At 70.9% G+C, this 23,983-nt stretch carries 22 protein-coding genes; 15 read left to right on the forward strand and 7 right to left on the reverse strand.

The annotated features are described in order from the left end of the window. Positions 1-225 precede the first annotated feature (225 nt). Positions 226-1,182, reverse strand: coding sequence for a helix-turn-helix domain-containing protein (locus E3O49_RS07545; RefSeq protein ID WP_134451286.1), 957 nt, complete (start codon positions 1,180-1,182; stop codon positions 226-228). Between the two features lie 198 nt (positions 1,183-1,380). Between E3O49_RS07545 and E3O49_RS16540 the strand changes: the two genes are divergently transcribed. The 7 genes from E3O49_RS16540 to E3O49_RS07575 all read left to right on the forward strand — a co-directional run bounded on the left by E3O49_RS16540 (position 1,381) and on the right by E3O49_RS07575 (position 9,822). Beyond that, positions 1,381-1,527 carry a hypothetical protein gene (locus tag E3O49_RS16540; RefSeq protein ID WP_160141052.1) on the forward strand — a complete coding sequence of 49 codons (147 nt, stop codon included), beginning with the start codon at positions 1,381-1,383 and terminating at the stop codon, positions 1,525-1,527. Between the two features lie 49 nt (positions 1,528-1,576). After that, positions 1,577-2,551, forward strand: a complete 975-nt coding sequence (gene galE, locus E3O49_RS07550) for a UDP-glucose 4-epimerase GalE (RefSeq protein WP_134365765.1) — start codon at positions 1,577-1,579, stop codon at positions 2,549-2,551. A gap of 143 nt (positions 2,552-2,694) precedes the next feature. Further along, positions 2,695-3,015: a WhiB family transcriptional regulator gene (locus tag E3O49_RS07555; protein ID WP_134365766.1), complete on the forward strand. Its 321-nt coding sequence runs from the start codon at positions 2,695-2,697 to the stop codon at positions 3,013-3,015. A gap of 88 nt (positions 3,016-3,103) precedes the next feature. Continuing rightward, positions 3,104-6,229: a glycosyltransferase gene (locus tag E3O49_RS07560; RefSeq protein ID WP_134365767.1), complete on the forward strand. Its 3,126-nt coding sequence runs from the start codon at positions 3,104-3,106 to the stop codon at positions 6,227-6,229. Beyond that, entirely contained in the window at positions 6,219-7,676 is a 1,458-nt protein-coding gene (locus E3O49_RS07565; protein WP_134451288.1) for a DUF5719 family protein, read from the forward strand. Before E3O49_RS07560 ends, E3O49_RS07565 begins: the two co-directional genes overlap by 11 nt. A gap of 71 nt (positions 7,677-7,747) precedes the next feature. Continuing rightward, positions 7,748-8,761, forward strand: coding sequence for an MTAP family purine nucleoside phosphorylase (locus tag E3O49_RS07570; RefSeq protein ID WP_134402878.1), 1,014 nt, complete (start codon positions 7,748-7,750; stop codon positions 8,759-8,761). Then, positions 8,758-9,822, forward strand: coding sequence for an NAD-dependent epimerase/dehydratase family protein (locus E3O49_RS07575; RefSeq protein ID WP_134365770.1), 1,065 nt, complete (start codon positions 8,758-8,760; stop codon positions 9,820-9,822). Before E3O49_RS07570 ends, E3O49_RS07575 begins: the two co-directional genes overlap by 4 nt. Positions 9,823-10,007: 185 nt before the next feature. Here E3O49_RS07575 and E3O49_RS07580 read toward each other — a convergent pair whose 3' ends face one another. Next, a complete protein-coding gene (locus tag E3O49_RS07580) occupies positions 10,008-11,171 on the reverse strand; it encodes a sensor histidine kinase (protein ID WP_134365104.1) in 1,164 nt (387 codons plus the stop codon). After that, the gene (locus E3O49_RS07585) at positions 11,171-11,920 is read right to left on the reverse strand and encodes a response regulator transcription factor (RefSeq protein WP_241975951.1); all 750 of its coding nucleotides are present in this window, start codon (positions 11,918-11,920) and stop codon (positions 11,171-11,173) included. Before E3O49_RS07585 ends, E3O49_RS07580 begins: the two co-directional genes overlap by 1 nt. Before the next feature lie 120 nt (positions 11,921-12,040). On the opposite strand from E3O49_RS07585, the gene E3O49_RS07590 reads away from it, so the two are divergent. Genes E3O49_RS07590 through E3O49_RS07600 form a run of 3 tightly spaced genes read left to right on the forward strand, consistent with a single transcriptional unit; the run spans position 12,041 to position 14,048 of the window. Beyond that, complete coding sequence (locus E3O49_RS07590) at positions 12,041-12,709, forward strand: glycosyltransferase family 2 protein (RefSeq protein WP_134451290.1); 669 nt, start codon at positions 12,041-12,043, stop codon at positions 12,707-12,709. Next, complete coding sequence (locus tag E3O49_RS07595; protein ID WP_134365106.1) at positions 12,706-13,347, forward strand: TIGR04282 family arsenosugar biosynthesis glycosyltransferase; 642 nt, start codon at positions 12,706-12,708, stop codon at positions 13,345-13,347. Before E3O49_RS07590 ends, E3O49_RS07595 begins: the two co-directional genes overlap by 4 nt. Next, positions 13,344-14,048: a class I SAM-dependent methyltransferase gene (locus E3O49_RS07600; RefSeq protein WP_134365107.1), complete on the forward strand. Its 705-nt coding sequence runs from the start codon at positions 13,344-13,346 to the stop codon at positions 14,046-14,048. The genes E3O49_RS07595 and E3O49_RS07600 overlap by 4 nt, the downstream gene beginning before the upstream one ends. On the opposite strand, the gene E3O49_RS07605 is transcribed toward E3O49_RS07600, so the two are convergent. Both E3O49_RS07605 and E3O49_RS07610 read right to left on the reverse strand, forming a co-directional pair. After that, a complete protein-coding gene (locus E3O49_RS07605; protein WP_134410387.1) occupies positions 13,997-14,467 on the reverse strand; it encodes a hypothetical protein in 471 nt (156 codons plus the stop codon). The two genes, E3O49_RS07600 and E3O49_RS07605, sit on opposite strands and share 52 nt — an antisense overlap. Beyond that, positions 14,464-15,738 carry a molybdopterin-dependent oxidoreductase gene (locus tag E3O49_RS07610; RefSeq protein ID WP_244285266.1) on the reverse strand — a complete coding sequence of 425 codons (1,275 nt, stop codon included), beginning with the start codon at positions 15,736-15,738 and terminating at the stop codon, positions 14,464-14,466. Before E3O49_RS07610 ends, E3O49_RS07605 begins: the two co-directional genes overlap by 4 nt. 119 nt (positions 15,739-15,857) lie before the next feature. Between E3O49_RS07610 and E3O49_RS07615 the strand changes: the two genes are divergently transcribed. Then, positions 15,858-17,252 carry a glycosyltransferase family 87 protein gene (locus tag E3O49_RS07615; protein WP_134451294.1) on the forward strand — a complete coding sequence of 465 codons (1,395 nt, stop codon included), beginning with the start codon at positions 15,858-15,860 and terminating at the stop codon, positions 17,250-17,252. 217 nt (positions 17,253-17,469) lie between these two features. Here the strand turns inward: E3O49_RS07615 and E3O49_RS07620 are convergent, their stop codons facing one another. Beyond that, positions 17,470-18,150: a hypothetical protein gene (locus E3O49_RS07620; RefSeq protein WP_134365111.1), complete on the reverse strand. Its 681-nt coding sequence runs from the start codon at positions 18,148-18,150 to the stop codon at positions 17,470-17,472. A 196-nt stretch (positions 18,151-18,346) separates the two neighbouring features. Next, the gene (locus E3O49_RS07625) at positions 18,347-18,799 is read right to left on the reverse strand and encodes a metallopeptidase family protein (protein ID WP_134365112.1); all 453 of its coding nucleotides are present in this window, start codon (positions 18,797-18,799) and stop codon (positions 18,347-18,349) included. Between the two features lie 44 nt (positions 18,800-18,843). Between E3O49_RS07625 and E3O49_RS07630 the strand changes: the two genes are divergently transcribed. From E3O49_RS07630 to ahcY, 4 genes are all read left to right on the forward strand, one after another. Next, positions 18,844-19,077, forward strand: a complete 234-nt coding sequence (locus E3O49_RS07630) for a DUF3499 family protein (RefSeq protein ID WP_134365113.1) — start codon at positions 18,844-18,846, stop codon at positions 19,075-19,077. Further along, positions 19,074-20,576 carry a phosphohexomutase domain-containing protein gene (locus E3O49_RS07635; RefSeq protein ID WP_134365114.1) on the forward strand — a complete coding sequence of 501 codons (1,503 nt, stop codon included), beginning with the start codon at positions 19,074-19,076 and terminating at the stop codon, positions 20,574-20,576. Before E3O49_RS07630 ends, E3O49_RS07635 begins: the two co-directional genes overlap by 4 nt. Before the next feature lie 165 nt (positions 20,577-20,741). Next, a complete protein-coding gene (locus E3O49_RS07640; protein ID WP_134365115.1) occupies positions 20,742-22,226 on the forward strand; it encodes an amino acid permease in 1,485 nt (494 codons plus the stop codon). 159 nt (positions 22,227-22,385) lie between these two features. Then, a complete protein-coding gene (gene ahcY, locus E3O49_RS07645) occupies positions 22,386-23,873 on the forward strand; it encodes an adenosylhomocysteinase (protein ID WP_134365116.1) in 1,488 nt (495 codons plus the stop codon). Positions 23,874-23,983 lie beyond the last annotated feature (110 nt).

The raw sequence follows: 23,983 nt of genomic DNA on the forward strand, positions 1-23,983 counted from the left end.
CCCGCCCGCCCGCCCGCTGGCCCTGCCCGCACGCTGGCCCCGCTCGCCCGCACAGCCGCGGAACCTGTGCCTGCCGCACGCCGGCGAACCAATTCGACGGAGATTTTCCGGATGCTGGACCGAAAACCTGTGTTTTGGGCTTTTTAGAGCAGAATCTCCGTCGAATTCGTTCGGGCGCCGGGGAGACAGGCGGAGGCTGCCCCGGCAGCGGACCCGCCGTGGCCGTCAGCCGGCCCGGCGGCTGCCGAAGGTGCGCCGGTAAGCCGTCGGCGTGGTCTGCAGCACCTTGAGGAAGTGGTGGCGCATCACGGCCGCCGCACCGAACCCCGTGGACGCCGCGATCTCCGCCAGGCTCAACCCGGTTTCCTCGAGCAGTTGCTGGGCGCGGAGCAGCCGCTGCCGGTTCAGCCACGCCGTGGGCGTCGTGCCGAGATCCGCCCGGAACCGCCGCGCGAAGGTGCGCGGCGACATCAGCGACCGCCGGGCGAGATGGTCGACCGTGAACTCCTGGTCGAGGTTTCGCAGCATCCAGTCGGTCACAGCCGCGAAGGAGTCGCTGCGGAACTCGGCCACCGGCTCCTGGATGAACTGCGACTGCCCGCCGTCGCGTTGCGGCGGCACCACCATCCGCCGGGCGATCACGTTCGCCGCCGAGGCGCCGAGTTCCTTCCGCACGATGTGCAGGGCGGCGTCGATGCCGGCCGCGGTCCCGGCGCCCGTCACCACCCGGCGGTCTTCGACGAACAGAACATCCGGGTCGACCTCGGTGAGAGGGCAGGCGCGCGCCAGCGCATCCGTGTACATCCAGTGAGTCGTGCTGCGGCGACCATTCAGGATGCCCGCGGCGGCCAACACGAACGCCCCGCTGCACACACTGAGCACCCAGGCGCCACGGGCCTCGGCCTCGCGGACTACCCGCAGGATCTCGGGGTGGATCGCCTCGCCCGCTTCGTAGGCGGAGATCGCGATCAGGTCGGCGTCCCCGGCGGCGGACAGGTCCTCGGTGACGATGATGTCGAAGCCCAGCTTCGTGCGGATGGGACCCGGCTCCGCCGCCGTGACGTGGAAGTCGAACGACGGCCCGCCGTGCTCGCTTCGGTCCATGCCGAAGACCTCACAGATCAGGCCGAACTCGAACGGCCCGAGGCCCGGCAGGGTGACGCAGACCACCTTGTGAAGCATGCGAAGCCCTCTCTGTCTGGCCGATCCAAGCCCGTAGCCCGTAGCCCACAGCCCGCAGCCGCAGCCGCAGCCGCACCCGCAGCCACACCCGCCGGCAAGGCCGGCGCCCGCAGCCACTGCCCCTTTTGGCAGGAATGTGTCGATTTCTGGCAATCGTGCCACTCGCAGCAGAAAGTCGCAATACCTAGAGTTTCTGCCATGACCATCATCATTCTGCTGGTACTCGGCGCCCTCATGCTGTGGGCCGTGCTGGCGACTCTGCACAGCCTGGGCGCCGACGGCTACGGCCGCAAGGAGCTGGCCGGGCGCAACATCCACCCGGAGGATCTGCCGCGCTCGCGCTAGGGTTAAGGCGCGGCAATGCGCGATTGCCGCCCGATCCTGTGAGGTTCAGATGGCGTGGCTTGTCACCGGCGGCGCCGGCTATATCGGCTCCCACATTGTGCGGGCTTTCCTGAAAGAGGGCATCGAGGTCGTCGTCATCGATGACCTCTCCAGCGGGCACGTCGAGTTCGTGCCGGCCTCGGTCCCGTTCGTGCAGGGCACCCTCCTCGACCGGGATCTGCTGATGCGCACCTTCGCCGAACACTCCGTGACCGGAGTCGTGCACGTCGCGGGCTTCAAGTACGCCGGAGTCTCCGTGCAGCGCCCGCTGCACACCTACGAACAGAACGTCACGGCCATGGCCGTCCTACTCTCGGCGATGCAGGAATCCGACGTCCCGCGGATGGTATTCTCCTCCAGCGCGGCCGTCTACGGCACCCCGCACGCCGACCTGGTCACCGAGGACACCCCGAAGAGCCCCGAGTCGCCCTACGGCGAGTCCAAGCTGATCGGCGAGTGGCTGCTGCGCGACCAGGCCGTCGCGGCGGGTCTGCGCTACACGGCGCTGCGCTACTTCAACGTGGTCGGCTCCGGCGCGCTCGAACTGCGCGACACCAGCCCGCACAACTTGTTCCCCCTGGTCTTCGACGCCCTGATGGACGGCCGCACCCCGAGCATCAACGGCGACGACTATGCCACCCCCGACGGCACCTGCGTGCGGGACTACATCCACGTGGCCGACCTGGCCGTCTCGCATGTGGCCGCGGCCCGGCGCCTGGACGCGGGGGAGCCCGTGCTGCCCGTCTACAACCTCGGCAGCGGCGACGGCGTCTCGGTCGGCCAGATCATGACCACCGTGGCCGCGGTGACCGGGATCGACTTCGCCCCGGTGATCGGGCCGCGCCGGCAGGGCGACCCCGATCGCATCGTCGCCTCCGGCGCATTGGCGGCACGCGACCTGCAGTGGATGATGCGGCACACCCTCGAGGACATGGTGCAGAGCGCCTGGCGGTCCCGGCAGGCCGCATCCGCCCCGCAATCCTGATCGATTTTCGCTCTTGGGCGAGTCGAAACCCTCCATCAAATATTGAGGGTTTACTATCTGCGACTTGACGGCAGGGAATTACACGGCTGTAATTAGGGCTTAGCGTAATTTTGGGCACATTTTGCAGTGGGGTGGGAGACGATATGGCGCTATCAGATTCTCGTTCCGGGGTACCCGAGGATTGGTTCATCGATCCTGTCCGTTTGGGTGTTCCCGGGGTTCGCACGGAAAACAGCGACGGCGATCCGCTGTCGTGGCAGTCGGACTCGCTCTGCGCGCAGACCGACCCGGAGGCCTTCTTCCCGGAAAAGGGCGGGTCGACGCGCGATGCGAAGAAGATCTGTTCCTCGTGCGAGGTGAGAACCCAGTGCCTGCAGTACGCGCTCGCCAACGACGAGCGATTCGGCATCTGGGGCGGCCTGTCCGAGCGCGAGCGCCGCAAGTTGCGCAAGCGCGCGAGCTGACACGAGACCGCATCCGGGGCGACGGATTTCGGGCTCGCCTTCGCAATTGAGCCTCACCGGGCCCGATCCGACCTAGGCTGGGGTCGATATGCATGCGAGAGTCACGGCCATCCTTGTCGCCCGGAACGGCGCGAAACACCTCGAGAGAACACTCGAGGCGCTGAGTCGCCAGACGCGCCAACCGGACGTGGTGATCACGGTCGACTGCGGGTCCTCCGACAAGACGGCCGACCTGCTGGCCGCCTTCGGGCCGACCCACATCATCTCCGCGGGCGCGGACCTCACCTTCGGGCAGGCCATAGCGACGGCCGCGCGGATCCTTCCGCCGCCGACGTCCGACGGCGAGATGCTCTGGCTGCTCGCCCAGGACAGCGCCCCGGAGCCCGGTGCGCTGGCCGCGCTGCTCGGGGAACTGGAGATCGCACCATCCGTCGCCGTCGCCGGACCGAAGGTCATGGACTGGCACGCCGGCGACTACATCCACAACTTCGGTCAATCGATGACCCCCGGCGGCTCCACCGTGACACTGGTGGAGAGCGAGCTCGACCAGGGGCAGCACGACGGCATGGGCGACGTGCTCGCGGTCAGCGCCGGCGGCATGCTGGTGCGCCACACCGTCTGGGATCAGCTGGGCGGCTTCGACCCCGCCCTGCCCTCCGCGGACGACGCCCTCGATTTCTGCGTGCGCGTTCGCATGGCCGGCTACCGGGTCTCCGGCGTCGCGTCGGCCCGGATCGCCACGGCCGGAGACGGCGTCGCCGGCACGAGCGGGTCCTCCCGTGGGCGTGCCCGCCGCAAGCGGCTGCGCGCGATGCGGGCCGCCCAGCTCCACCGCCGCCTCGTCTACGCCCCGGCGTGGACGATCCCGGTCCACTGGCTGGCACTGGTTCCCCTGGCGCTGCTCCGGTCGATCGGGCAGCTGCTGCGCAAGGAACCCGGGGCGATCCTGGGCGAGTTCTCGGCTGCGTTCGCGGCGGCCTTCAGCGGGATCCGCGTCAGCGCGGCGCGCCGCCGGTTCGCCGCCACCCGCAAGCTGGGCTGGGGATCGATCGCGTCCCTGCGCGTCTCCTCGGCCGAAGTGCGCCGTCGCCACGCGCTCAAGCGCGAAGCCAGTGTGACCGGCGTGCGCGGAGACCGTCCGGACATCCGATTCCTCTCCGGCGGCGGCGCCTGGACCGTGCTCGCGGCCGCGATCGCCGGGGTGGTGCTCCTGGCGCCGCTCCTGGGCGCCCGCACCCTCACCGGCGGCGGGCTGCTACCCCTGTCGGACTCCCTGGCCGAGCTCTGGGGCAGCGTCGGCTACGGCTGGCGGGACATCGGGCTGGGTTTCGTCGGCGCCGCCGACCCGTTCGCCGCGGTTCTGGCCGTGCTGGGCTCGCTCACCTTCTGGGCACCTTCCTTCTCCCTGGTGCTCCTCTACTTCCTCGCCCTGCCCCTGGCCGCGCTCGGCGCCTGGCTCGCTGCGAGCCGCCTCACCGAGCGCGCGTCCCTGCGCGCCGTCGCCGCCGTGCTCTGGATTCTCGCGCCCACCTTCCTCAGCGCCATCGCCGCCGGCCGCCCGGCCGCGATCCTGGTGCACCTGCTTCTGCCGTGGCTGTTCTTCGCGGGCTTCGCGGCGGCCCGCTCCTGGTCGGCCGCCGGCTCGGCCGCCCTCCTGTTCGCGGCGATCGTGGCCTGCGCGCCGTCGCTGACACCGGCGCTCCTGGCCGCCTGGCTGATCACCGTGCTGGTCAGCGGCCGCAGCGTGATGCGCTTCATCGGCATCCCGTTGCCGGCGTTGGCCCTCGCGGCACCGCTGATCCTGGACCAGGGACTTCGTGGCACCTGGCTGGCCCTGCTGGCCGACCCGGGCGTGCCCGTGCCGGGCCCGAGCGTTCCCGGCTGGCAGTTGCTCCTCGGCTTCCCGTCCGGTGAACTCGGTGGCTGGGCTCCGCTGCTCGAAATGCTCGGCCTGCCCGGCGTGCACGCCTCCGTCCTGGTGCCCGTCCTGCTGATCCCGCTCGCCGTCCTCGGCGGCCTCTCCCTCTTCCTGCACGGCGCGCGCGGCGCCGCCTTCTCCCTCCTGGCCGCGCTGCTCGGGCTGGCCACGGCGGTCGCCGCCGGCAGCCTCCAGCTGTCCTCGATCGGCGCCCAGACCCCGAGCATCTGGCCCGGAGCCGGCCTCAGCCTTTACTGGCTGGGACTGGTCGGCGCCGTCGTCTTCGCGCTCCGCGGACTGCGCCGGTTCGCCGTCGCGCCGGCCGTCACCGCGGTCGTCGCCCTGATCATCGTGGTGGCGCCGCTGGTCGCGGCCCTGCCGCTCGGCACCAGCGTCGTGCGCGAGGGCATCGACCGCACCCAGCCCGCATTCGTCAGCGCCGAGGCCCAGACGGATGCCCGCGTCGGCACCCTGCAGATCGTGCCGCAGCCCGATGGCGGCATCCTGGCGACCATCGTCCGAGGTCCCGGCACGACCCTCAACGCCCAGTCCACCCTCAGCAGCACCGATCGAACGCTCAGCGGCAAGGAAAGGGAACTCGCCGACCTGGCCGGAAACCTCGCCTCACGCAGCGGCCTGGACACCGCGGCGGGCCTGGCGGACTTCGGCATCCGTTTCGTGCTGCTCCGCCCGGCCGCCGTCACGCCCGCCGGTCCCGGTTCCGAGGCCCCGGTCACCCCGGCCGCGGCCGAGACCGCCGGCCGCACGATGACTGCGCTCGACGGCAACGCGGCGCTGTCGCCGGTGGGGGACACCGCATTCGGCCGGCTCTGGCGGGACGAGACCGTCGTCGGCGCCGGTCCGAACGGCACGATCCCGTCTCACCCCGGCGGCCCGCTCGGCGTCATCTCCCTGCTCGTGGCCGCCGTGGTCATCGGCGCCACCGTGCTGCTGTCCATCCCCACGGGCGCCGGCCCGGAGGCCGTGCGGCAGGCCAGCCGGGACGCGATCCGCGAAACGGCGAGGGCCAGGGCCAAACAGAAGGCCAAGGAGAAGAAGCGCACCGCCCGAACCCCGGGGAGGCGGAAATCGACTCCCCGCACGGCCGAGACGGTGACTCCGACCGCTCCGACGGATGCCGCGGCATCCGGGTCCGCCACGCCCGACGCCGGCGACGCAGTCAACACCGCCGACACAGTCAACACCGCCGACACCGTCAACACCGCCGACACAACGGGCCACCCCGGCACCACCGAGACGGCGACCCTCCAGGAGGAGGAGCACATTGCTCAGTAAACGCGGAATCGCCCTGTTCGGTGCGCGCGCGCTCGTGGGCGCCGTCGGCCTTGTCATCGTCGTCGCGGGCGTCGGTGCGGCGGCCGTCGTGCCCTGGCCGACCCTCGAAAAGGCCCCGCCCTCCGTTCTCGTGTCGCCGACGCCGAGCGAGCAGCAGCGGGTGTGCCCCGGCCCGCTCCTCACGCTCGCGGAGGACTCGACCCAGGCCCAGGCCGCCAGCTCCGTCGGCAGCGCCGAGGCCGTCTATGCCACCCGGTCGGTCGCGTCCGGCGCGGGCTGGACCGACCCGGAGGTTTCGCCTCTCACCGCCCCCGACAACGCTAAGGGCGACATCGACGGCGGGCCCCTGCTCCTGCGCGTCCCGGTCGAGGCGGGCGCGGACGCGGCGCCGCTGGTGTCCGGCAGCCAGTCCGAGACCGTGGCGAGCGAGACGCTCGGCGGCCTCGCCATCGCCGCGTGCTCCGAGGCGGCCAGCGACAGCTGGCTGGTCGGCGGCTCCACCGACATCGGCCGCACCAGCCTCGTGCTGCTGAGCAACCCCACCACGGTCACGGCCACGGTGGACCTGACCGTGTTCGGCGAGACCGGCCAGGTGGATGCCCCCGGCTCGACCGGCATCCTCGTTCAGTCCGGCTCGCAGCGGATCGTCTCCCTGGCCGGACTGGCCCCGAACCTCCGGTCGCCGGTGGTGCACGTGCAGTCGCGAGGCGGGCAGGTCACGGCCAACCTCCAGCAGAGCATCGTGCGCGGCATCGCGCCGGGAGGAGTCGACGTGTTCGGCGCCTCGTCCGGCCCCGGACGCACCCAGACCATCGCCGGCCTGCTGATCACCGCCGAGGCTCCCGAGGCCGCGCCCACCGAGGCCGGCGGCCTCGCCGACGGCGTCCCGTCGGTGCGCGTCCTCGTGCCGGGCGATCTGCCGGCCACGGTCGAGGTCGGGGTCACGAGCGCCGACGGTTCGGCGCCCGGAACCTCGGTTCAGATCGAGGTGCAGCCCGGCCTCACCACCGAGGTGCCGTTGACCGGGCTCGCCCCCGGCATGTACTCGGCCGCCCTGGTGTCCGACCAGCCGATCGTGGCCGCCGCCCAGAGCTCGTCCGCCGGGGCCGCCGGCCGCGATTTCGCGTGGTTCACGGCCTCCGACACCCTCGACGAGGAGTTCCTGGTCTCCGTCGCCTCCGGTCCGGTTCCGACCCTCGTGCTCGTGAACACCGGCGGCTCTGCCGCCACCTACACGGTCAGCCCCCGCTCGGGTGAGCCGGCCACGGTCGACGTCGCCGAGGGTCGCACGGCGACCCTGCTTCTCACCGCCGGCGGGAGTTACGTGGTGTCCGGCGGCTCCTCGACGGTGGCGTCGGTGACCTACGCGGGGGACGGCCTGATGGCATCCTTCCCGCTGAGTCAGGCCGGACCCCTGGCCGCACCGATCCGCGTCTATTCGCACTAGCCACTATCCGGCGGCCCCTGCCCGGCACCGGCAAACCGAACCGACGTGTTCGTGAACCCCTGGAGACATCCGTGACCGAGTCGTCCACCCCTTCCCGCCCACCTTCCGTCGACGAGGTGCGCGTCGCAGTCATCGGCGGATCGGGCCTCTACCGGCTCTTCGACGCCGGCACGGTGGTGTCCGTCGATATCGACACGCCCTACGGCCCCACCTCGTCGTCGATCACCATCGGCGAGCGAGCCGGGCGTCGCGTCGCGTTCCTGCCGCGTCACGGCGGCGACCACAGCGTGGCGCCGCACCTGATCAACTACCGGGCCAACATCTGGGCGCTGGCCTCGCTGGGCGTCACGGCCATCATCTCCTCCTCGGCGGTCGGCGGCGTCAGCCCCGAGTACCCGCCGGGGCTGCTGGTCGTGACCGACCAGTTCATCGACCGCACCACTGGGCGCGCCGACACTTTCTACGACCGGGGCACGGTCGCGCACCTGGCCGCGGCCGACCCGTTCGACCCCGAACTGCGGCGCTTCGCCATCGCCGCGCTCACGGCCCAGGACGAGGACTTCGCGCCCACCGGCACCGTCGTCGTGATCCAGGGGCCCCGGTTCTCGACCCGGGCGGAGTCGCTGTGGTTCCGCGCCGCGGGCGCCCACACCGTCAACATGACGCAGTACCCGGAGGTCGTGCTGGCCGCGGAGCTCAACATCGGCATGGTGAACCTCTCGTTCGTCACCGACGCCGACGCCGGGCTGGCCCCCGCCGCCGATGACCCGGGCGCGGCCGACCCCGACGCCGTGTCCGCCGGCCTGGTCTTCACGCGTCTCCGGGCCGCCCAGCCGCGCATCCTGGCCGCGATCGACGGAATCCTGCGCGCCCTGCCGCAAGAATTCGCGCCGCGGGAACTGATCGCCCCGGAACACGTGCGCGCCGTGCTCGATCGCCGGCCCGGTTCGGCCGCCGACCTCCCGGCCAGCACCGACGCGTCCGTCCCCGTCGTCCCTGACGCCGTCGTCCCCGTCGTCCCCGTCTCCGCCGTCCCGGTCTCCGCCGTCCCGGTCTCCGCCGTCCCGGCCGGAGTCGCCGAATGACCGGGCGACTGCTCGTCACGGGCGGCGCCGGCTTCATCGGCGGCGCGATCGTGCAGGCCGCCCTCGACCGGGGCTGGCAGGTGCGGGTGCTCGATTCCCTCCGCAGCGATGTGCACGGGGGCCTCCCGGTGCTGCCCGCCCAGGTCGACGTGATCGTCGGCGACGTGACCGACGCATCCGTCGTCGCCCTCGCCCTGCGCGACACGGATGTCGTCTGTCACCAGGCCGCCAAGGTCGGCCTCGGTGTGGACTTCGCCGACGCCCCGGACTACGTGCACAGCAACGAGGTCGGCACGGCCGTTCTGCTCGCGGGGATGACCTCGGCCGGGATCGACCGGCTCGTCCTGGCCTCCTCGATGGTGGTCTATGGCGAGGGCAGCTACCGGGGCGCCGGGGGCTTCACCCGCCCCGGGCCGCGCCGTGAGGCCGACCTGCTCCGGGGCGTGTTCGACCCGGTCGACCAGGCCACGGGCGAACGGCTCGAACCGGTGCTCGTCTCCGAGGAGGACCCGCTCGACCCGCGCAACGTCTACGCGAGCACCAAGCTGGGACAGGAATATCTGGCGTCGGCGTGGGCCCGCTCCACCGGCGGCCGGGCCGTGGCCCTCCGCTACCACAACGTCTACGGACCGGGGATGCCGCAGAACACCCCCTACGCGGGCGTGGCGTCGCTGTTCCGCTCGGCCCTGGAACGCGGCGAGGCCCCGCGCGTGTTCGAGGACGGCGGCCAGCGCCGCGACTTCGTGCACGTGGCCGACGTCGCGTCCGCTAACCTCGCCGCTCTCGACTGGACCGAATGCGCGGAGCCGTCCACGTTCCGTCCGTTCAACGTCGGCAGCGGCGTCGTGCACACGATCGGCGAGATGGCGGCGGCCCTCAGCCGGGCCACCGAGGGCCTCGCTCCCGTCGTCACCGGGCAATTCCGGCTCGGCGACGTGCGGCACATCACGGCGTCCTCCGAACGGCTCCGCCGCGAACTCGACTGGGCGCCGTCCGTCTCGTTCGAGGACGGCATGCGCGCGTTCGCGACCGCGCCGCTGCGCGCCGCCGTCACCCGGTAGCCCCCCGGCCCCCGCCCCGGGCCGAACCAATTCGACGGAGATATTGCTGTAAAACGGCTCTTATGGCGTATCCGGGGCCGATTCGGGCAGAATCTCCGTCGAATTCGTCAGGGACGGACACCGGCCAGCAGCCCCGGACACCCGCCGCCGTCGCCCACCCGCCGCGAAGCGACGGGCAACCGGGCTCAGTGCGCCGCCCGGCCAGCCGCCGCGACCGGATGTTGCGGCAACAGCACCTCGAACCGGCATCCATTCGCCACGTTGTGCACCCGAACCTCGCCCCGGTGGGCCTGCACGATCCCCTGAACGATGGCCAGGCCGAGGCCCGCGCCGCCGGAGCCGAGGGGCTCGGCCGCCGGGGTGCGCGGACCGCTGGCCCGCCAGCCGGCCTCGAACACCCGGCCCAGGTCCTGCTCCGGGATGCCGCCCGCGGCATCCGTCACCGAGATCAGCGCGCGGTCGGCGGTGCTCTCCGTGACCGAGACCACGATCGGGCTGCCAGGCGGGGAATGCTGGATGGCGTTCATCACCAGGTTTCCGACCACCCGGGACAATTCGCGCGGGTCGGCGAGGATGGTCAGCCCCATCTCGCCGGCGAAGCGCAGATCCAGGGACTTGGCCTGCGCGATCGGCCACAGGCCGGCGACCGTGTCGCTGATCAGGTCGTAGAGCGACACCGGTTCCAGGCGGAGGCGCAGGGTTCCGGAGTGGATCTTGGAGAGTTCGAACAGGTCGTCGACCATGCCGGTGAGCCGGTCCACCTGCCCGCGCATCTGTGTGTAGTACCGCTCCGGGTCCTCGGCCATCCCGTCTTCGAGAGCCTCGGCCATGGCACGGATGCCCGCGAGCGGCGTCCGCAGATCGTGCGAGATCCAGGCGATCAGTTCCCGCCGTGACTCCTCCACCCGGTTCTCGCGGGCCCGGGATTCGGCCAGGCGTTCCCCGGTCGCGGCCAGCTCCCCGGCCAGCGCCGTGAACTCGGTGTTGCTCTGCCGGTCGGTAGAGGCGATGCGTTCCCCGCGTCCGATACTCGCCGCGGCCGAGCGGAGGGTGCGGCTGTCCCGGGCCAGCTGGCGTCCGAGTACCGCGGCCATCATCAGCGACACGAGCCCGGCGACTCCGGCCACGGAGTAGAACACGGTGAGGTCGTGCCGGGACACGTACATCTGGGAGGCGACCACCGCCATCCCGCCGACCACCGACACCACCGTGGCCAGGGCGACGACCATGAGCTGCAGCACGAGCGAGGACCGGGCCAGCAGCCGCAGGGAGAGCAGGCCGCCCGCGCCCACGACGACCGCGCAGGCCAGCGCGAACAGGGAGACGGCCAGGAGCACGTCCGGTGTCATCAGGACCGTCCCGTCAGGGCCAGGGGAACCGGGTCGAACCGGTAGCCGACCCCCCAGACCGTGTTCAGCAGCCGCGGCGCGGCCGGGTCGGCCTCGATCTTCTCGCGCAGCCGGCGCACGTGAACGGTGACCGTGGACAGGTCGCCGAACTCCCAGCCCCAGACCGAGCGGAGCAGGTCCTCGCGGCTGAGCACCTGGTGCGGGCGCCCGATCAGGTAGGCCAGCAGGTCGAATTCCCGGGAGGTCAGCACCAGCGGCTCGCCGCGCAACCGCACCTCGTGGGCGAGGGCGTCGAGGCTGAAGTCGCCCACCACGACCAGGCCGGCCGGCACGACCGCGGAGACGCTGCGCCGCAGAACCGACTGCACCCGCAGCACGAGCTCGCGGGGGGAGAACGGCTTGGTCAGGTAGTCGTCGGCGCCGGCCTCCAGGCCGTCGATGCGGTCCTCCTCCTGGTTGAGGGCGGTGAGCATGATCACCGGGATCTCCCAGTCCGAACGGATGCGGCGGCACACCTCGATGCCGTCGACGAGCGGCAGCATCCGGTCGAGCACGACCAGATCGGGCCGCAGTCGCTCGGCGGTCTCCAGTGCGGCCAGCCCGTCCGCCGCCTCCTCGACCAGGTACCCGGCCGCTCGCAGGTAGCGGCAGACGATCTCGGAGACCGTCGGGTCGTCGTCGACGACGAGGATGCGGCGTGGGGTCGGTGCGATCGAGCGCGAATCGCCGGGGGGCAGGGAGGAAGGCACGACTTCAGGATAGGGCGGGCGGCGCCGGGCGTGCCGGGCCGGTGCCTTCAGTGCCGTTTGTTCCTCACTCCGTAATCTCTTCGGGCGTTTCGGCCGAGGCCGCCGCCCTAGTGTCGATGCATGACTGTGATCCACACGGACCTCGTGTTGCCGTGCCTGAACGAAGCCGCCGCCCTGCCCTGGGTGCTCTCGCGCCTGCCGGAGGGATACCGGGCCATCGTCGTCGACAACGGGTCGACCGACGGTTCGGCCGAGATCGCCGCGGCGGCCAGCGCGCAGGTGGTGCACGAAACCCGCCGCGGCTTCGGGGCGGCCGCGCACGCGGGCCTGCTCGCCGCCACCGCGCCGATGATCGCGTTCTGCGACGCCGACGCCTCGATGGACCCCGCCGAACTGCCCCTGGTGGTGGACCCGGTGCGAGCCGGCACCGCCGACCTGGTGCTCGGCCGGCGCCGGCCGGTGACCGCGAAATCGTGGCCGCTGCACGCGCGCCTCGCCAATTCCAGTCTGTCCTGGCGTCTGCGCCGAATAACAGGGGTGAACATCCATGACCTGGGCCCGATGCGGGCCGCGCGCCGCGAATCCGTGCTGAACCTCGACCTCCGGGACCGCCGCAGCGGCTACCCGCTGGAGATGTTCCTGAAGGCGGCGGAGGCCAACTGGCGCATCCTTGAAGTCGACACCACCTATTCCCCGCGGGTCGGCCGCAGCAAGGTGACCGGCACCGTGCGCGGCACCCTGATCGCGATCAACGACATGTCGGCCCTCCTCCGGGAGACGCGCCGATGACGACCATCGTCGTGATCGCCAAGGAATGCCTGCCGGGCCGCGTGAAGACCCGCCTGCACCCGCCGCTCAGTCTCGAGCAGGCCGCCGTGCTGGCCGCGGCCAGCCTCGACGACACCCTCGCGGCGCTCGCCACCCTGCCCGCGACCCGGCGCATCCTGGCCTTCGACGGTGTGATCCCGCCGGCCGCGGCGGCCGGGTATGAGATCTTGCCGCAGTCGCAGGGAACCCTCGACGTGCGGCTCGCCGCCGTGTTCGATGCCTGCGAAGGGCCCACCGTCCTGGTCGGCATGGACACCCCGCAGCTCACCTCTTCCCTGCTCGAACCCGTCTTCACCGACTGGACCGACGACGTGGACGCCTGGTTCGGCTTCGCCAACGACGGCGGCTTCTGGACCCTCGCCCTGAACGACCCGAGCGGCGACCTGATCCGCGGCGTGCCGATGTCCCGGGGCGACACCGGCGCGCTCCAGCTGACACGGCTGACGGATGCCGGGCTCCGCGTCAGCCTGCTGCCGACACTCACCGACGTGGACACCATCGACGACGCCCGCTCGGTTGCGGAGATCGCGCCGACCGGCCGGTTCGCCGCAGCCCTGAACGCCATGATGGCCGCCAGCACGAAGGACGGCCTCCGATGACGCTCCTGGCCGCACGACTCGACGAGGAGTGGGCGGCCCCGCCGTCCACCTTCGGGGCCGGCGGAGCCGAGCCCTATGCCGCCGCGCTGCGCAACAATGACAACGTGCTCTACCTGCGCCGGGCCCGCCCGGGCAGCGCGTCCGAGGCTTCGCCAATCGACGCCGGACGGTGGAGCGCCGACGCCGACGACACCGACCAGCGCCTGCTCGACGGAGTCACCGGCCCGGTTCTCGACATCGGCTGCGGTCCGGGCCGGATGGTGCGGGCCGCCATGGGGCGCGGCCTGCCCGCCCTCGGCATCGACGTCTCGGCGACGGCGGTGCGGATGGCCGCAGACGCCGGCCTCACCGTGCTGCAGGGCAGCGTCTTCGACCCCATGCCGCGGGAGGGCGCCTGGGCCGCGGCCCTGCTCGTGGACGGCAATATCGGAATCGGCGGCGACGCATCCGCTCTGCTCACGCGGTGCGCCGAGTTGCTCGCGCCGGGCGGCGCGCTGCTGGTCGAGCTGAGCCACGACGCGGCCAGGGACGAGAGCTACCTCGGCATGATCGAGGATTCCGCGGGCGGCCGGAGTGCCGTGTTCCCCTGGGCGGAGATCGGCATCCACGCCCTCCGGGACCGCGCCGGGGCGGCCGGCCTTGTCGTCGCTCAGGACTGGCGGCTGGACGGCCGCTGGTTCGCCCGCCTGCTGCGCGCGTAGAGCAGGCCGGCCCACACCGTCGTGACCAGGGCGAGGGCCGCCCAGAACAGGGCCAGGTTTCGGCCGTAGTCGAGCGGCAGAATGCTCGGGTTGTTCGGGCTGAGGCCCTGGGCGACGATCGCGGGCACCACGATCAGCGTCATGATCGAACCGACCACGATGGCGCCCTGCACGAGAACCAGGATCGTTCCCGTGGCCCGGTGTCCCGCGCGGCGCAGCAGCAGGCCGAGGAAGAAGACGACGGGCGCCAGGACGGCGTCGTGCAGCACGATCGCCGCGCCGATCCAGAGCGCGACCCCGGGCAGGCGGGTGATCCGCACGGTGTCGAACAGCACGTAGAGGCCGAAGACCAGGCCCGCCGTGCCGATCAGGATCAGCACGGTGCGGGCCACGCGCATCCGCTTGATTTCGGTGCTCATGCGGTGATCGCCTCGATCCGGCTCAGCCATTTGGTTTGCAGCACCCCGGGCCGGCCCGGGGCGATCATCCGCGCCGGGTAGCCGTGCTGCAGGTCGAGCGTCTCGCCGTTCAGCTCGAGCGCCACCAGGGTCAGCGGGTCCCGCACGTATTCCGGTCCCATCTGGGTGCGGCGGAAGCTGCCGCGTTGTTCGAGGCTGGTCAGGCGAAAGGATGCGTCCGGGTCGGCGTCGACCAGGTCGGCCAGGTCCCGCAGGCGCACGCCGCGCCACACCGCCAGCTGGCTCCAGCCTTCGACGCAGGCGATCGGCAGTTCCACCTCGGTCTGCGGCATGGCCTCGAGCTCGGCCCGGCTGAAGCTGCGTTCCACCCCGCCGGCAGCGAGGGTGAGCGCCCAGCCGGCGGCGGTGGCCGACGCGGTCACCCCGGCCCTCTGGGCGGTGCGGTTCACCGGGACGCCCTGCTGGCCGACGCCCTTCTTGCGCGGCCCGAACACGTTCAGCGCGTCCAGCGGCGCGAACGTCTGGCCCGCGGTCAGCCCCACGACGGCGGCGCCGGCGATTCCCACGGCGGTCAGGAAGCCCCGGCGGCTCACGGAGGTCGGGGCCGCGGGCGTGGCGTCGATCCAGGCCAGCAGGCGCCCCGTCACCCCGGACGGCCGGCGGCTGCCCCAGAGCCGGACGGCCTCGAGTCGGGCCGCCTCGGCGTCGGCCGCGCCGGGCGCCTCCGTGGCGCCTGCCGCATCCGTCGCCTCGCGCTCTGCCTCGTGCCGGGCGCTCCAGAACCGGGTGATGATCGGCAGCTTGATGCCGATGTGCAGCACCAGCAGCCCCACCAGCACCCAGCCGAGGGCGTAGTGCACCTCACGGAACGGGAAGGGCCATGGGTACCACTGGTAGGTGTTGAGCAGGCCGATCGTGATCTGCACCAGGGAGGCGCCCACGAACAGGGCGATCGACGCGCGCTCGAGCAGGTGCAGGAACGATTTCACCGGCGGGGACGCGAACAGCTCGGGGAAGACGATGTAGAGCTTGGCGAGCAGCAGCGGGAAGCAGGCGATGCCGGCCACGATGTGGGTGCCCTGGCTGAACTGGTAGAGCAGCGCGGGTCGGGTCGGGAACCTCATCCACGGGAGTGGTTCCTGCAGGAAGTGGCTGTACACGCCGGTGCCGAAACAGACGATGAAGGCGACGCCGAGCAGCCGGCCGATCACGACCGCCATCCGTGGATTGCGCGACGGGGTCGCCAGCGCGCGCTGTGCCTCGTACATCATTCGCCTCATGGTTCCATTGCATCATCCGCGGCGCCCGGAGAGGCGGCGCAATCCTTACGGTCCGGTGACGGGCAGCCGGCCGGTGGGATGCCTGCGCCCGACTCCGGCAGGATTGCAGGGTGCGCATCATTGTCATCTCCGTGATCCTGGCCGCCAGCGCGGCCCTGACCGGCTTCAGCGTGCTCGCGTACGACCTGTTCAAGCCCGGTCGCGACACGGTTCCTCTCGTGATCTGCACCGCCGGGCTGTGGCTGCTGTTCGCGCTCGCCGTGCTGCTCCTGCGCGGGGTGCGGGGCCGGGCCGTGGTCGTGCTCATCCTGGCCGGCTCGGCCGTGATCGGGGCCGCGGCCATGATCGGCCCGCCCAATACGAGCACCGACTCGGCGCGCTACGCCTGGGACGGCGTAGTCGCCACCGCGGGCGTCTCACCGTATGCCTACACGCCGGCCGACGACCGGCTCGACCCGTTGCGCCCCGGCTGGCTGTTCCCGGCGGCGGAAACGACCGACGCCGGCACGCCCGTGTGCGTGGGCGAACGCATCCAGACCGCGCACAAGACGCCGTCCGGCGACATCCTCTGCTCGGCGCTGAACCGCACCGGCGTGCCCACGATCTACCCGCCGGCCGCCGAGATCTACTTCGCCGGCGTGCGTGCGCTCACCGGCCCGGACGCCCAGTACTGGCCGTTGCAACTGACGGGGCTGCTGCTCAGCGTCGGCACGACCGGGATGCTGCTGGCCGGGATGCGCCGCCGCGGCATCGACCAGCGTCACGCCGCGCTCTGGGCCTGGTGCCCGCTCGTGGCCACGGAGGCGATCACGAACTCCCACGTGGACATGCTCGGGGTGGTCTTCACACTCGCCGCGGCGTTCCTGGTGTCCACCCGGCGCTACTGGGGCGGCGGGATCGCCCTCGGCGCGGCGATCGCGACCAAGCTGATCCCCGTGCTCGCGGCGCCCGCCATGCTCCGGCGCCAGGGCTGGAAGGTCACCGTGGCCGCCATGCTCACCTTCCTGCTGCTCTACGTGCCGTACGTGCTCACCACCGGCATCGGCGTGCTCGGCTACCTGCCCGGCTACCTCTCCGAGGAAGGCTACGAAGACGGAACCCGCTTCGCCCTGATCTCTCTGGTGGCCCCCGGCGGCTCCGCCATCATCGTCGCGGGCGCGGTGCTGGCCGTGATCGCGGTGTTGGTGATCTGGAAAACCGATCCGGACCGGCCCTGGCTGGGTCAGCTGGTCATCATCGGCAGCGCGCTGCTGATCCTGTCTCCGCGGTACTCCTGGTACGCCCTGCTCCTCGTGCCGTTCATCGCCCTCAGCGGTCGCTGGGAGTGGTTCGCCGTTCCGCTGGCCCTCACGCTGCGGCTGCTGGTGCCGTCGCTGCCGGTGACGCGGGTCGCCCTCGCGGCGGCCGTCGTGCTGATCGTGGCCATAACGATGTACCGGGCCGGTCCCGTGGTGTTCCAACGCCGGATCCGCCCGGTCACTCGTCCGCCCCGACCCGTTGCTTGAGCCGGTCCACACCTCCCGCGAGCCGGTCAGTGGTTCGTGGCGCAGGTTGTGGCAGCCGGCGCACGGTAGAACCTGCGCCCGCTCCCACAAGGTGCGCCGCGACGCGGTGAGTGAGTGCGGATTCAGCGCCACCGACTCCCATCAGGCACACAAAGAACGGGCCCGCAGCGCAGATGCGCGGCGGGCCCGTCCGGATGATGCCGGTGTGTGCCGGCGGCTACTTGGTCGCGACCGTGATCTTCGCGATCCCGACCAGGAGCTGGTCGGCGACGGCATCCGTCTTGAACGTGTCGTTCAGCAGGCCGGCCGCCTCAGCGGAGATGTGCACGGTGGTGCCCTCGAGGATGGCGTTGTCGCCGTCCATCTGGAGCGGCTTGAGGGTGCCGCCGTAGAGGTTGAACAGCAACACCTGGGTGGCGGCCGAAGCACCGTTGACGCTCACGTCACCGAACAGCTTGCTGGTGCCGGGGTCGATCGTGAAGTTGGTGAGCTCGACCACCGTGTCGCCGCCGGTCAGCGAGAAGCCGGAACCCTCGTGCTCGATCGAGCCCTGAACGAACGGGCGGTAGCTTTCTTCGGGGTCGTAGTAGTCCACGTTCCCACCGGTGATCGGGAAGTGCAGGCTGCCGTCGGTCAACGTCGCGGTTCCCACGGTGCCGGGGGTGAGGCCCAGGCTGGTCAGGGCTGCCGCGAAGTCGGCGTCGAGGAGGACGGCCGTGTCGACACCGGTCAGGGCGGGGATGGAGGCGAGGGCCTTCGGCGCGGCCTCGGCGGAAGAGGACGACTCCGTCGACGACTTCGGGGTCTTGGCGTCGGCGCTGCTCGAGCAGGCGGCGAGCCCGGCGATGAGAAGACCGGCAGTGGCGAGGCCGAGAGTGGCCTTGGTGAATGAACGCATGATGTGATCCTTCGTGTCTGGGTGGGTGTCGCTGTCTTGGTGTTGACATTGGTTCGGCCCCACCCATGAAACGGTTTGGTTCAATCTGAAATTCATTCGAGGCGGCCCCGATCCGGCCGGGCGCACAGAAAACGCGGCCGAGGACAACCTCGGCCGCGTGCGGACTTGCGCGTGCTGATGCGCGGCGGGGCCGCGTCTAGAAGTGGCGGAACCGGTCGGGCGCCAGGTCCCACGGATCCTTGCCGAGCAGCTCGGCGATTGCGCGGAACACGCAGCTCTCGATCACCATCCGCCGGTGCAGGTCGTCGTTGCGGTGCAGGCGGCTGAGGCGCTGGATCGGCAACCGGTAGAGAACGATGCGGCGTTCCTGGGGGAACACGGCCCAGCGCTCGACGCCGACCCCCGGAATCACCGTCGCGGGTCCGGCTGCGACCTCGAACCGGGCATCGGCCAGTTCGTCCGGCCAGACCGAACGCAGGTAGTCGACGGTCGAGGCGACGGTCATGTCGAAGGTGTCGATCCGGGTCTGCAGCGGCGGCAGGTACGGGCCGGTGGCAGAGCTGCGGATGCCGCGGCCGTGCCGGTCGCGGCCGCGGCCGCGCTGCACGGGTGCCGGCGTCTGCGCGGCCGAACGACGAGGACGGGACATATAGTCATCCTAGTTCCGCTGGATGAACGGGTAGCCTGAGGGCAATGTCATTCCGGCCCTGTTCCCGTGTCGCCTGCCCGGACGAGTCCGCCGCGACCCTCACCTTCGATTACGCCGACTCCATGGCCGTTCTCGGCCCGCTGTCCCTCCGCCGTGAACCGCACAGTTTCGACCTGTGCGTCCGTCACGCCCGGCTCACCTCCGCCCCGCAGGGCTGGCAGATGATCCGGCTCAGCCGAGCAACGGATGACGCTGCCGCGCTAGGTTGTGCGGAATGACCACTCACAGGATCGACGATGCCCGCGCCCGCCTCGATGCCGTCGCCCGGCCAGACGGCCTGCGCGACGAGACGGGGGAGCTGCTGGCGGCGGACCTGGTCGCAGCCGTCGCCGCCGCGTTCGTCGATGAGATGGACGCCGGCGAGGCGGGCGCCGGTGAGGTCCTGCTCGGTCACGACCGGGCCGGCCTTCCGGCCGAACTAGCCGCGGCCGTGGTCCGTGGCGTTCAGGCCCGCGGCGCCACGATCGTCGATCTCGGAGCCTGCCCGACCGACCTGGCCCGCTTCGCTTCGGGCCGTCTGGCCACCCCCGCCATCATGATCGCCGCCGGTCCCGGCCCGGACGGCGCGGTCGGCCTGGGCTTCCTCCGCGCGGGCGCCGAGGACCTCACAGTCCACACCGGGCTCGACGCCGTCCTGGACCGCGCGGCCCACTACCTGGCGGAGGGGCTGGCGCCGGTGGCTTCGCCCGCCAGCCTCCGCGAGGTGGATCTGCTCCCGGACTACGCGGCGACCCTGCTCGCCCTGGTCGACCTCGCCGGCATCCGCCCCCTCACGGTCGTGGTCGACGCCGGCCACGGGGCGGCCGCCGTCACGATCCCCGCGGTCTTCGGCACCGACTCCGGCCCGGGCTCCAGCCCGGCAGCCGGGACAACTCCGCTGCCGATCACCGTCATCCCGCTGTCCTTCGACGCCGGCGCCGACGCCGAGGGTCGGCCGCAGGAGATCGACCCGTTCGATCCGGGCAGCCTGGTCGACCTGCGGAACGCCGTGGTCGCCAACGCGGCCGACCTCGGCCTCGGTTTCGACTCCGACGCGGGACGCTGCGTCGTGATCGAAGAGAACGGTGTGCTGGTGGATCCCTCCGCGATCGGAGCGCTGCTGGCCCGCCGCGCAATCGCCCGGGAGCGCGCACGTCGTCCCGGTCCGGTGGCCGCGCCCGACACCGCGCCCGACATCCTGGTTGCGCACAGCCTCATCGTCTCCCTCCGCGTGCCGGAGACGATCGAGGCGGCCGGGGCGATTCCGGTGCGCACCGAGTCCGCTCCCGCACTGCTCCGGGCACGGATGCGCGACGACGGCGCCGTCTTCGGCTGCGGCCATGCGGCCGACTACTATTTCCGCGAATTCTGCGATTCCGGCAGTGGTCTGCTCGCGGCCCTGAACCTGCTGGCCGAACTCGGGGGCCAGGCGCATCCGTTGTCGGAGCTCGCGGTTGAATTCTCGCCGTACGCCCGGTCGGGCGAGATCAGCAGCCCGGTCGAGGACCTGCCGGACGCCTACGCCGGCATCGTCGAGGCCTACACGGGCGTGGCCGAATTCGACGAACTCGACGGCCTCACCGTCACCGGCATGACCAGCGCCGACGAGCCGTTCTGGTGGTTCAACGTGCGCCCGTCCCAGACCGAGCCGCTACTGCGCCTCACCGTCGAGGCGGCCACCCCGGCGGCGATGATCCGCGTGCGCGACGAGGTCCTGGCCCTCATCCGCGGCGAGTGATTCCCGGCCGGTGATTTCGCGGCTTGAGGTTACGACTGCGTTTCGGGCTGCGCGTGTCGTTTGGGGGCTGCCGGCACCTGACATACGTTTGCCCGGGCGCATCCTCACGGATGCCCGCCCGTCCCCGCGCTGCGCGGGGAACGAATACAAGGATCTTGGAGTCACATGGACGTTTCGCCGAAGACTGACCGCACCACCACGAAAACGGCGGGCGGCGCGGGGGAGCTCAAGCACACCCTCAAGCCGCGCCACCTGTCGATGATCGCGATCGCGGGGGTGATCGGAGCGGGGCTGTTCGTGGGCTCCGGCGCCGCGATCCAGCAGGCGGGACCGGGCATCCTGGTGGCCTACGCCGCCGCCGGCTTCGTCGTGATCCTGGTGATGCGGATGCTCGGCGAGATGGCCGCAGCCCACCCCGAGACCGGATCCTTCTCCAGCTACGCCGACAAGGCCCTCGGTCGCTGGGCCGGGCTCAGCATCGGCTGGCTCTACGCCTGGTTCTGGATCATCGTGCTCGGCATCGAGGCCACGGCCGGAGCCGCGATCGTGCACCGGTGGGTCCCGGAAATCGACCAGTGGGTCTGGGCTCTGCTGCTGATGGTCCTGCTCACCCTCACCAACGTGGCCTCGGTCAAGATGTTCGGCGAATTCGAGTTCTGGTTCGCCTCGATCAAGGTGGCGGCCATCGCCGTCTTCCTCGTGCTCGGCGTCGTCGCCATCGTCGGCCTGATGCCCGGGGTGGAGGCGCCCGGACTGAGCAACCTCACCGGCCGCGGCGGGTTCTTCCCCAGCGGTAGCGGCGCCGTCCTCGGCGGAGTGCTCGTGGTCGTGTTCTCGTTCTTCGGAGCCGAAATCGCCACGATCGCCGCCGGCGAGTCCGAGAACCCCGTTGACGCCGTCAAGAAGGCCGTGAAGTCGACGGTCTGGCGCATCCTCGTCTTCTACATCGGCTCCATCGCGGTCGTCGTGACCCTCATCCCGTGGGACAGCGCCTCCGTCGCCAAGAGCCCCTACGTCGCCGTGATCGAGCTCTACGGAATCCCCGGGGCCGGAACGATCATGGACATCATCGTGCTGACCAGCGTTCTGTCCTGCCTCAACTCGGGCCTCTACACCGCCAGCCGCATGATCTTCTCGCTTTCCGCCCGCGGCGACGCGCCCAAGTCGTGGTCGCGCGTGTCCGTCAGCGGCGTGCCGCGCGGCGCGGTGCTGGCTTCGACCCTCGTCGGGTTCATCACGGTGGGCCTCAACTACCTCGCCCCCGATACCGTCTTCCTCTACCTGGTGAACACCTCCGGCGCCATCGCACTGCTGGTCTGGCTCGTCATCGCGGTCTCGCAGCTCGTCCTGCGCCGACGCATGGGGGCGGAGGCGGCCAGCCGCCTGTCCCTGAAGATGTGGGCATTCCCCTACCTCACCTGGTTCGCGATCGGCAGCATCGTCGCCCTCCTGGTGGGAATGGCGATTCTGGAACGCACCCGGATGGAACTCCTGATGAGCCTGGCCCTGGCGGCCGTCGTGGTCGGCATCGGCCTGTGGAAGTACCGCGCGGACAAGGGCAAGCCGCACACCGGCGCACCCGCCTCCAAGCTCCCCGCCGCCGACCCGGCCGGCGCTCCGGAGCGCGACGAGGTCGCCCAGCCGGTCTAGCCCCCGCCCACCCGTCCTGCACTCCCCGCCCGCCCGAACGAATTCGACGGAGATTCTGCCGAAATCAGCCTGTTTTGCTGGTTTTTGCCCTCCGGGGCGCAAAATCTCCGTCGAATTGGTCAGCGGCATTCCGCAGGCGGGTAATGGCATGATGGTGGCATGACTGCCGTGTCGCCTTCATCGTCCACAGTGTCCGCCTTCAAGATCGCTGACGTCTCGCTCGCCGAGGCCGGGCGGCACCAGCTGCGTCTCGCCGAGAACGAGATGCCGGGGCTGATGGCCCTGCGCGCCGAATTCGCGGAGTCGCAGCCCCTCGCCGGCGCCCGCATTGCGGGGTCGCTGCACATGACGGTGCAGACCGCCGTCCTGATCGAGACCCTCGTGGCCCTCGGCGCACAGGTGCGCTGGGCCAGCTGCAACATCTTCTCCACCCAGGACGACGCGGCCGCCGCCATCGCGGTGGGCCCAACCGGCACGCCGGAGTCGCCGGCCGGTGTGCCCGTGTTCGCGTGGAAGGGCGAATCGCTCGAGGAATACTGGTGGTGCACCGAGCAGATCTTCGACTGGAGCGCCGAAGCCGCCGCCGCGGGAGAGGCCTGGTCAGGGCCGAACCTGATCCTCGACGACGGTGGTGACGCCACAATGCTGGTGCACAAGGGCCGCGAGTTCGAACTGGCCGGCGTCGTGCCGGTTACGACGGATGCCGACAGCCACGAATACGGGGTCGTCCTCGCCGCCCTGCGCCGCTCCCTCGAGACCTCGTCCGACCGGTGGACCCGCATCGCCGAGGCCCTCACCGGGGTCACCGAAGAGACCACCACCGGAGTGCACCGGCTCTACGAACTCGCTGCCGCGGGTCAGCTCCTGTTCCCGGCGATCAACGTTAACGACTCGGTCACCAAGTCGAAGTTCGACAACAAGTACGGCATCCGTCACTCGCTGCCGGACGGGCTCAACCGCGCCACCGATGTGCTGATCGGCGGCAAGGTGGTCTTCGTGGCCGGCTATGGCGACGTGGGCAAGGGAGCCGCCGAGGCCCTCCGCGGCCAGGGCGCGCGGGTGATCGTGAGCGAAATTGACCCGATCAACGCCCTGCAGGCCGCGATGGACGGCTTCCAGGTGGCCCGGATCGAATCCGTCGCCCCGCAGATCGACATCTTCGTCAGCGGCACCGGCAACTTCAACGTCATCACGACCGAGCACATGCTCCGGATGAAGCACCTCGCGATCATCGCGAACGTCGGCCACTTCGACAATGAGATCGACATGGCCGCGCTGGAGTCCCTCGACGGTGCGGTCCGGATCGAAATCAAGCCGCAGGTCGACGAATGGCGGCTGCCGAGCGGCCGCAGCGTGCTCGTGCTGTCCGAGGGGCGACTGATGAACCTGGGCAACGCCACCGGGCATCCGTCGTTCGTGATGAGCAATTCGTTCACCAACCAGGTCCTGGCCCAGATCGAGCTGCATTGCTACCGGGAGAAGTACCCGGTCGGCGTGTATGTCCTGCCGAAGCACCTCGACGAAAAGGTGGCTCGGCTGCACCTCGACGCCCTGGGCGTGGAGCTCACCGTTCTTACCCCGGAGCAGTCCGCGTATATCGGCGTTCCGATCGAGGGACCCTACAAGGTGGACCAGTACCGCTACTGATCAAGCCGCCGGCCGCGGGGCGTGACACGCCCGGGGTTGCACTGGTTTTGACGGGCCCGCCGGGGGACCGTAATGTATTCAAACGTACCCCACAGGTGCGGAAAGCCGCA

This window comes from Cryobacterium shii (assembly GCF_004402595.1).
Lineage (GTDB): Bacteria > Actinomycetota > Actinomycetes > Actinomycetales > Microbacteriaceae > Cryobacterium > Cryobacterium shii.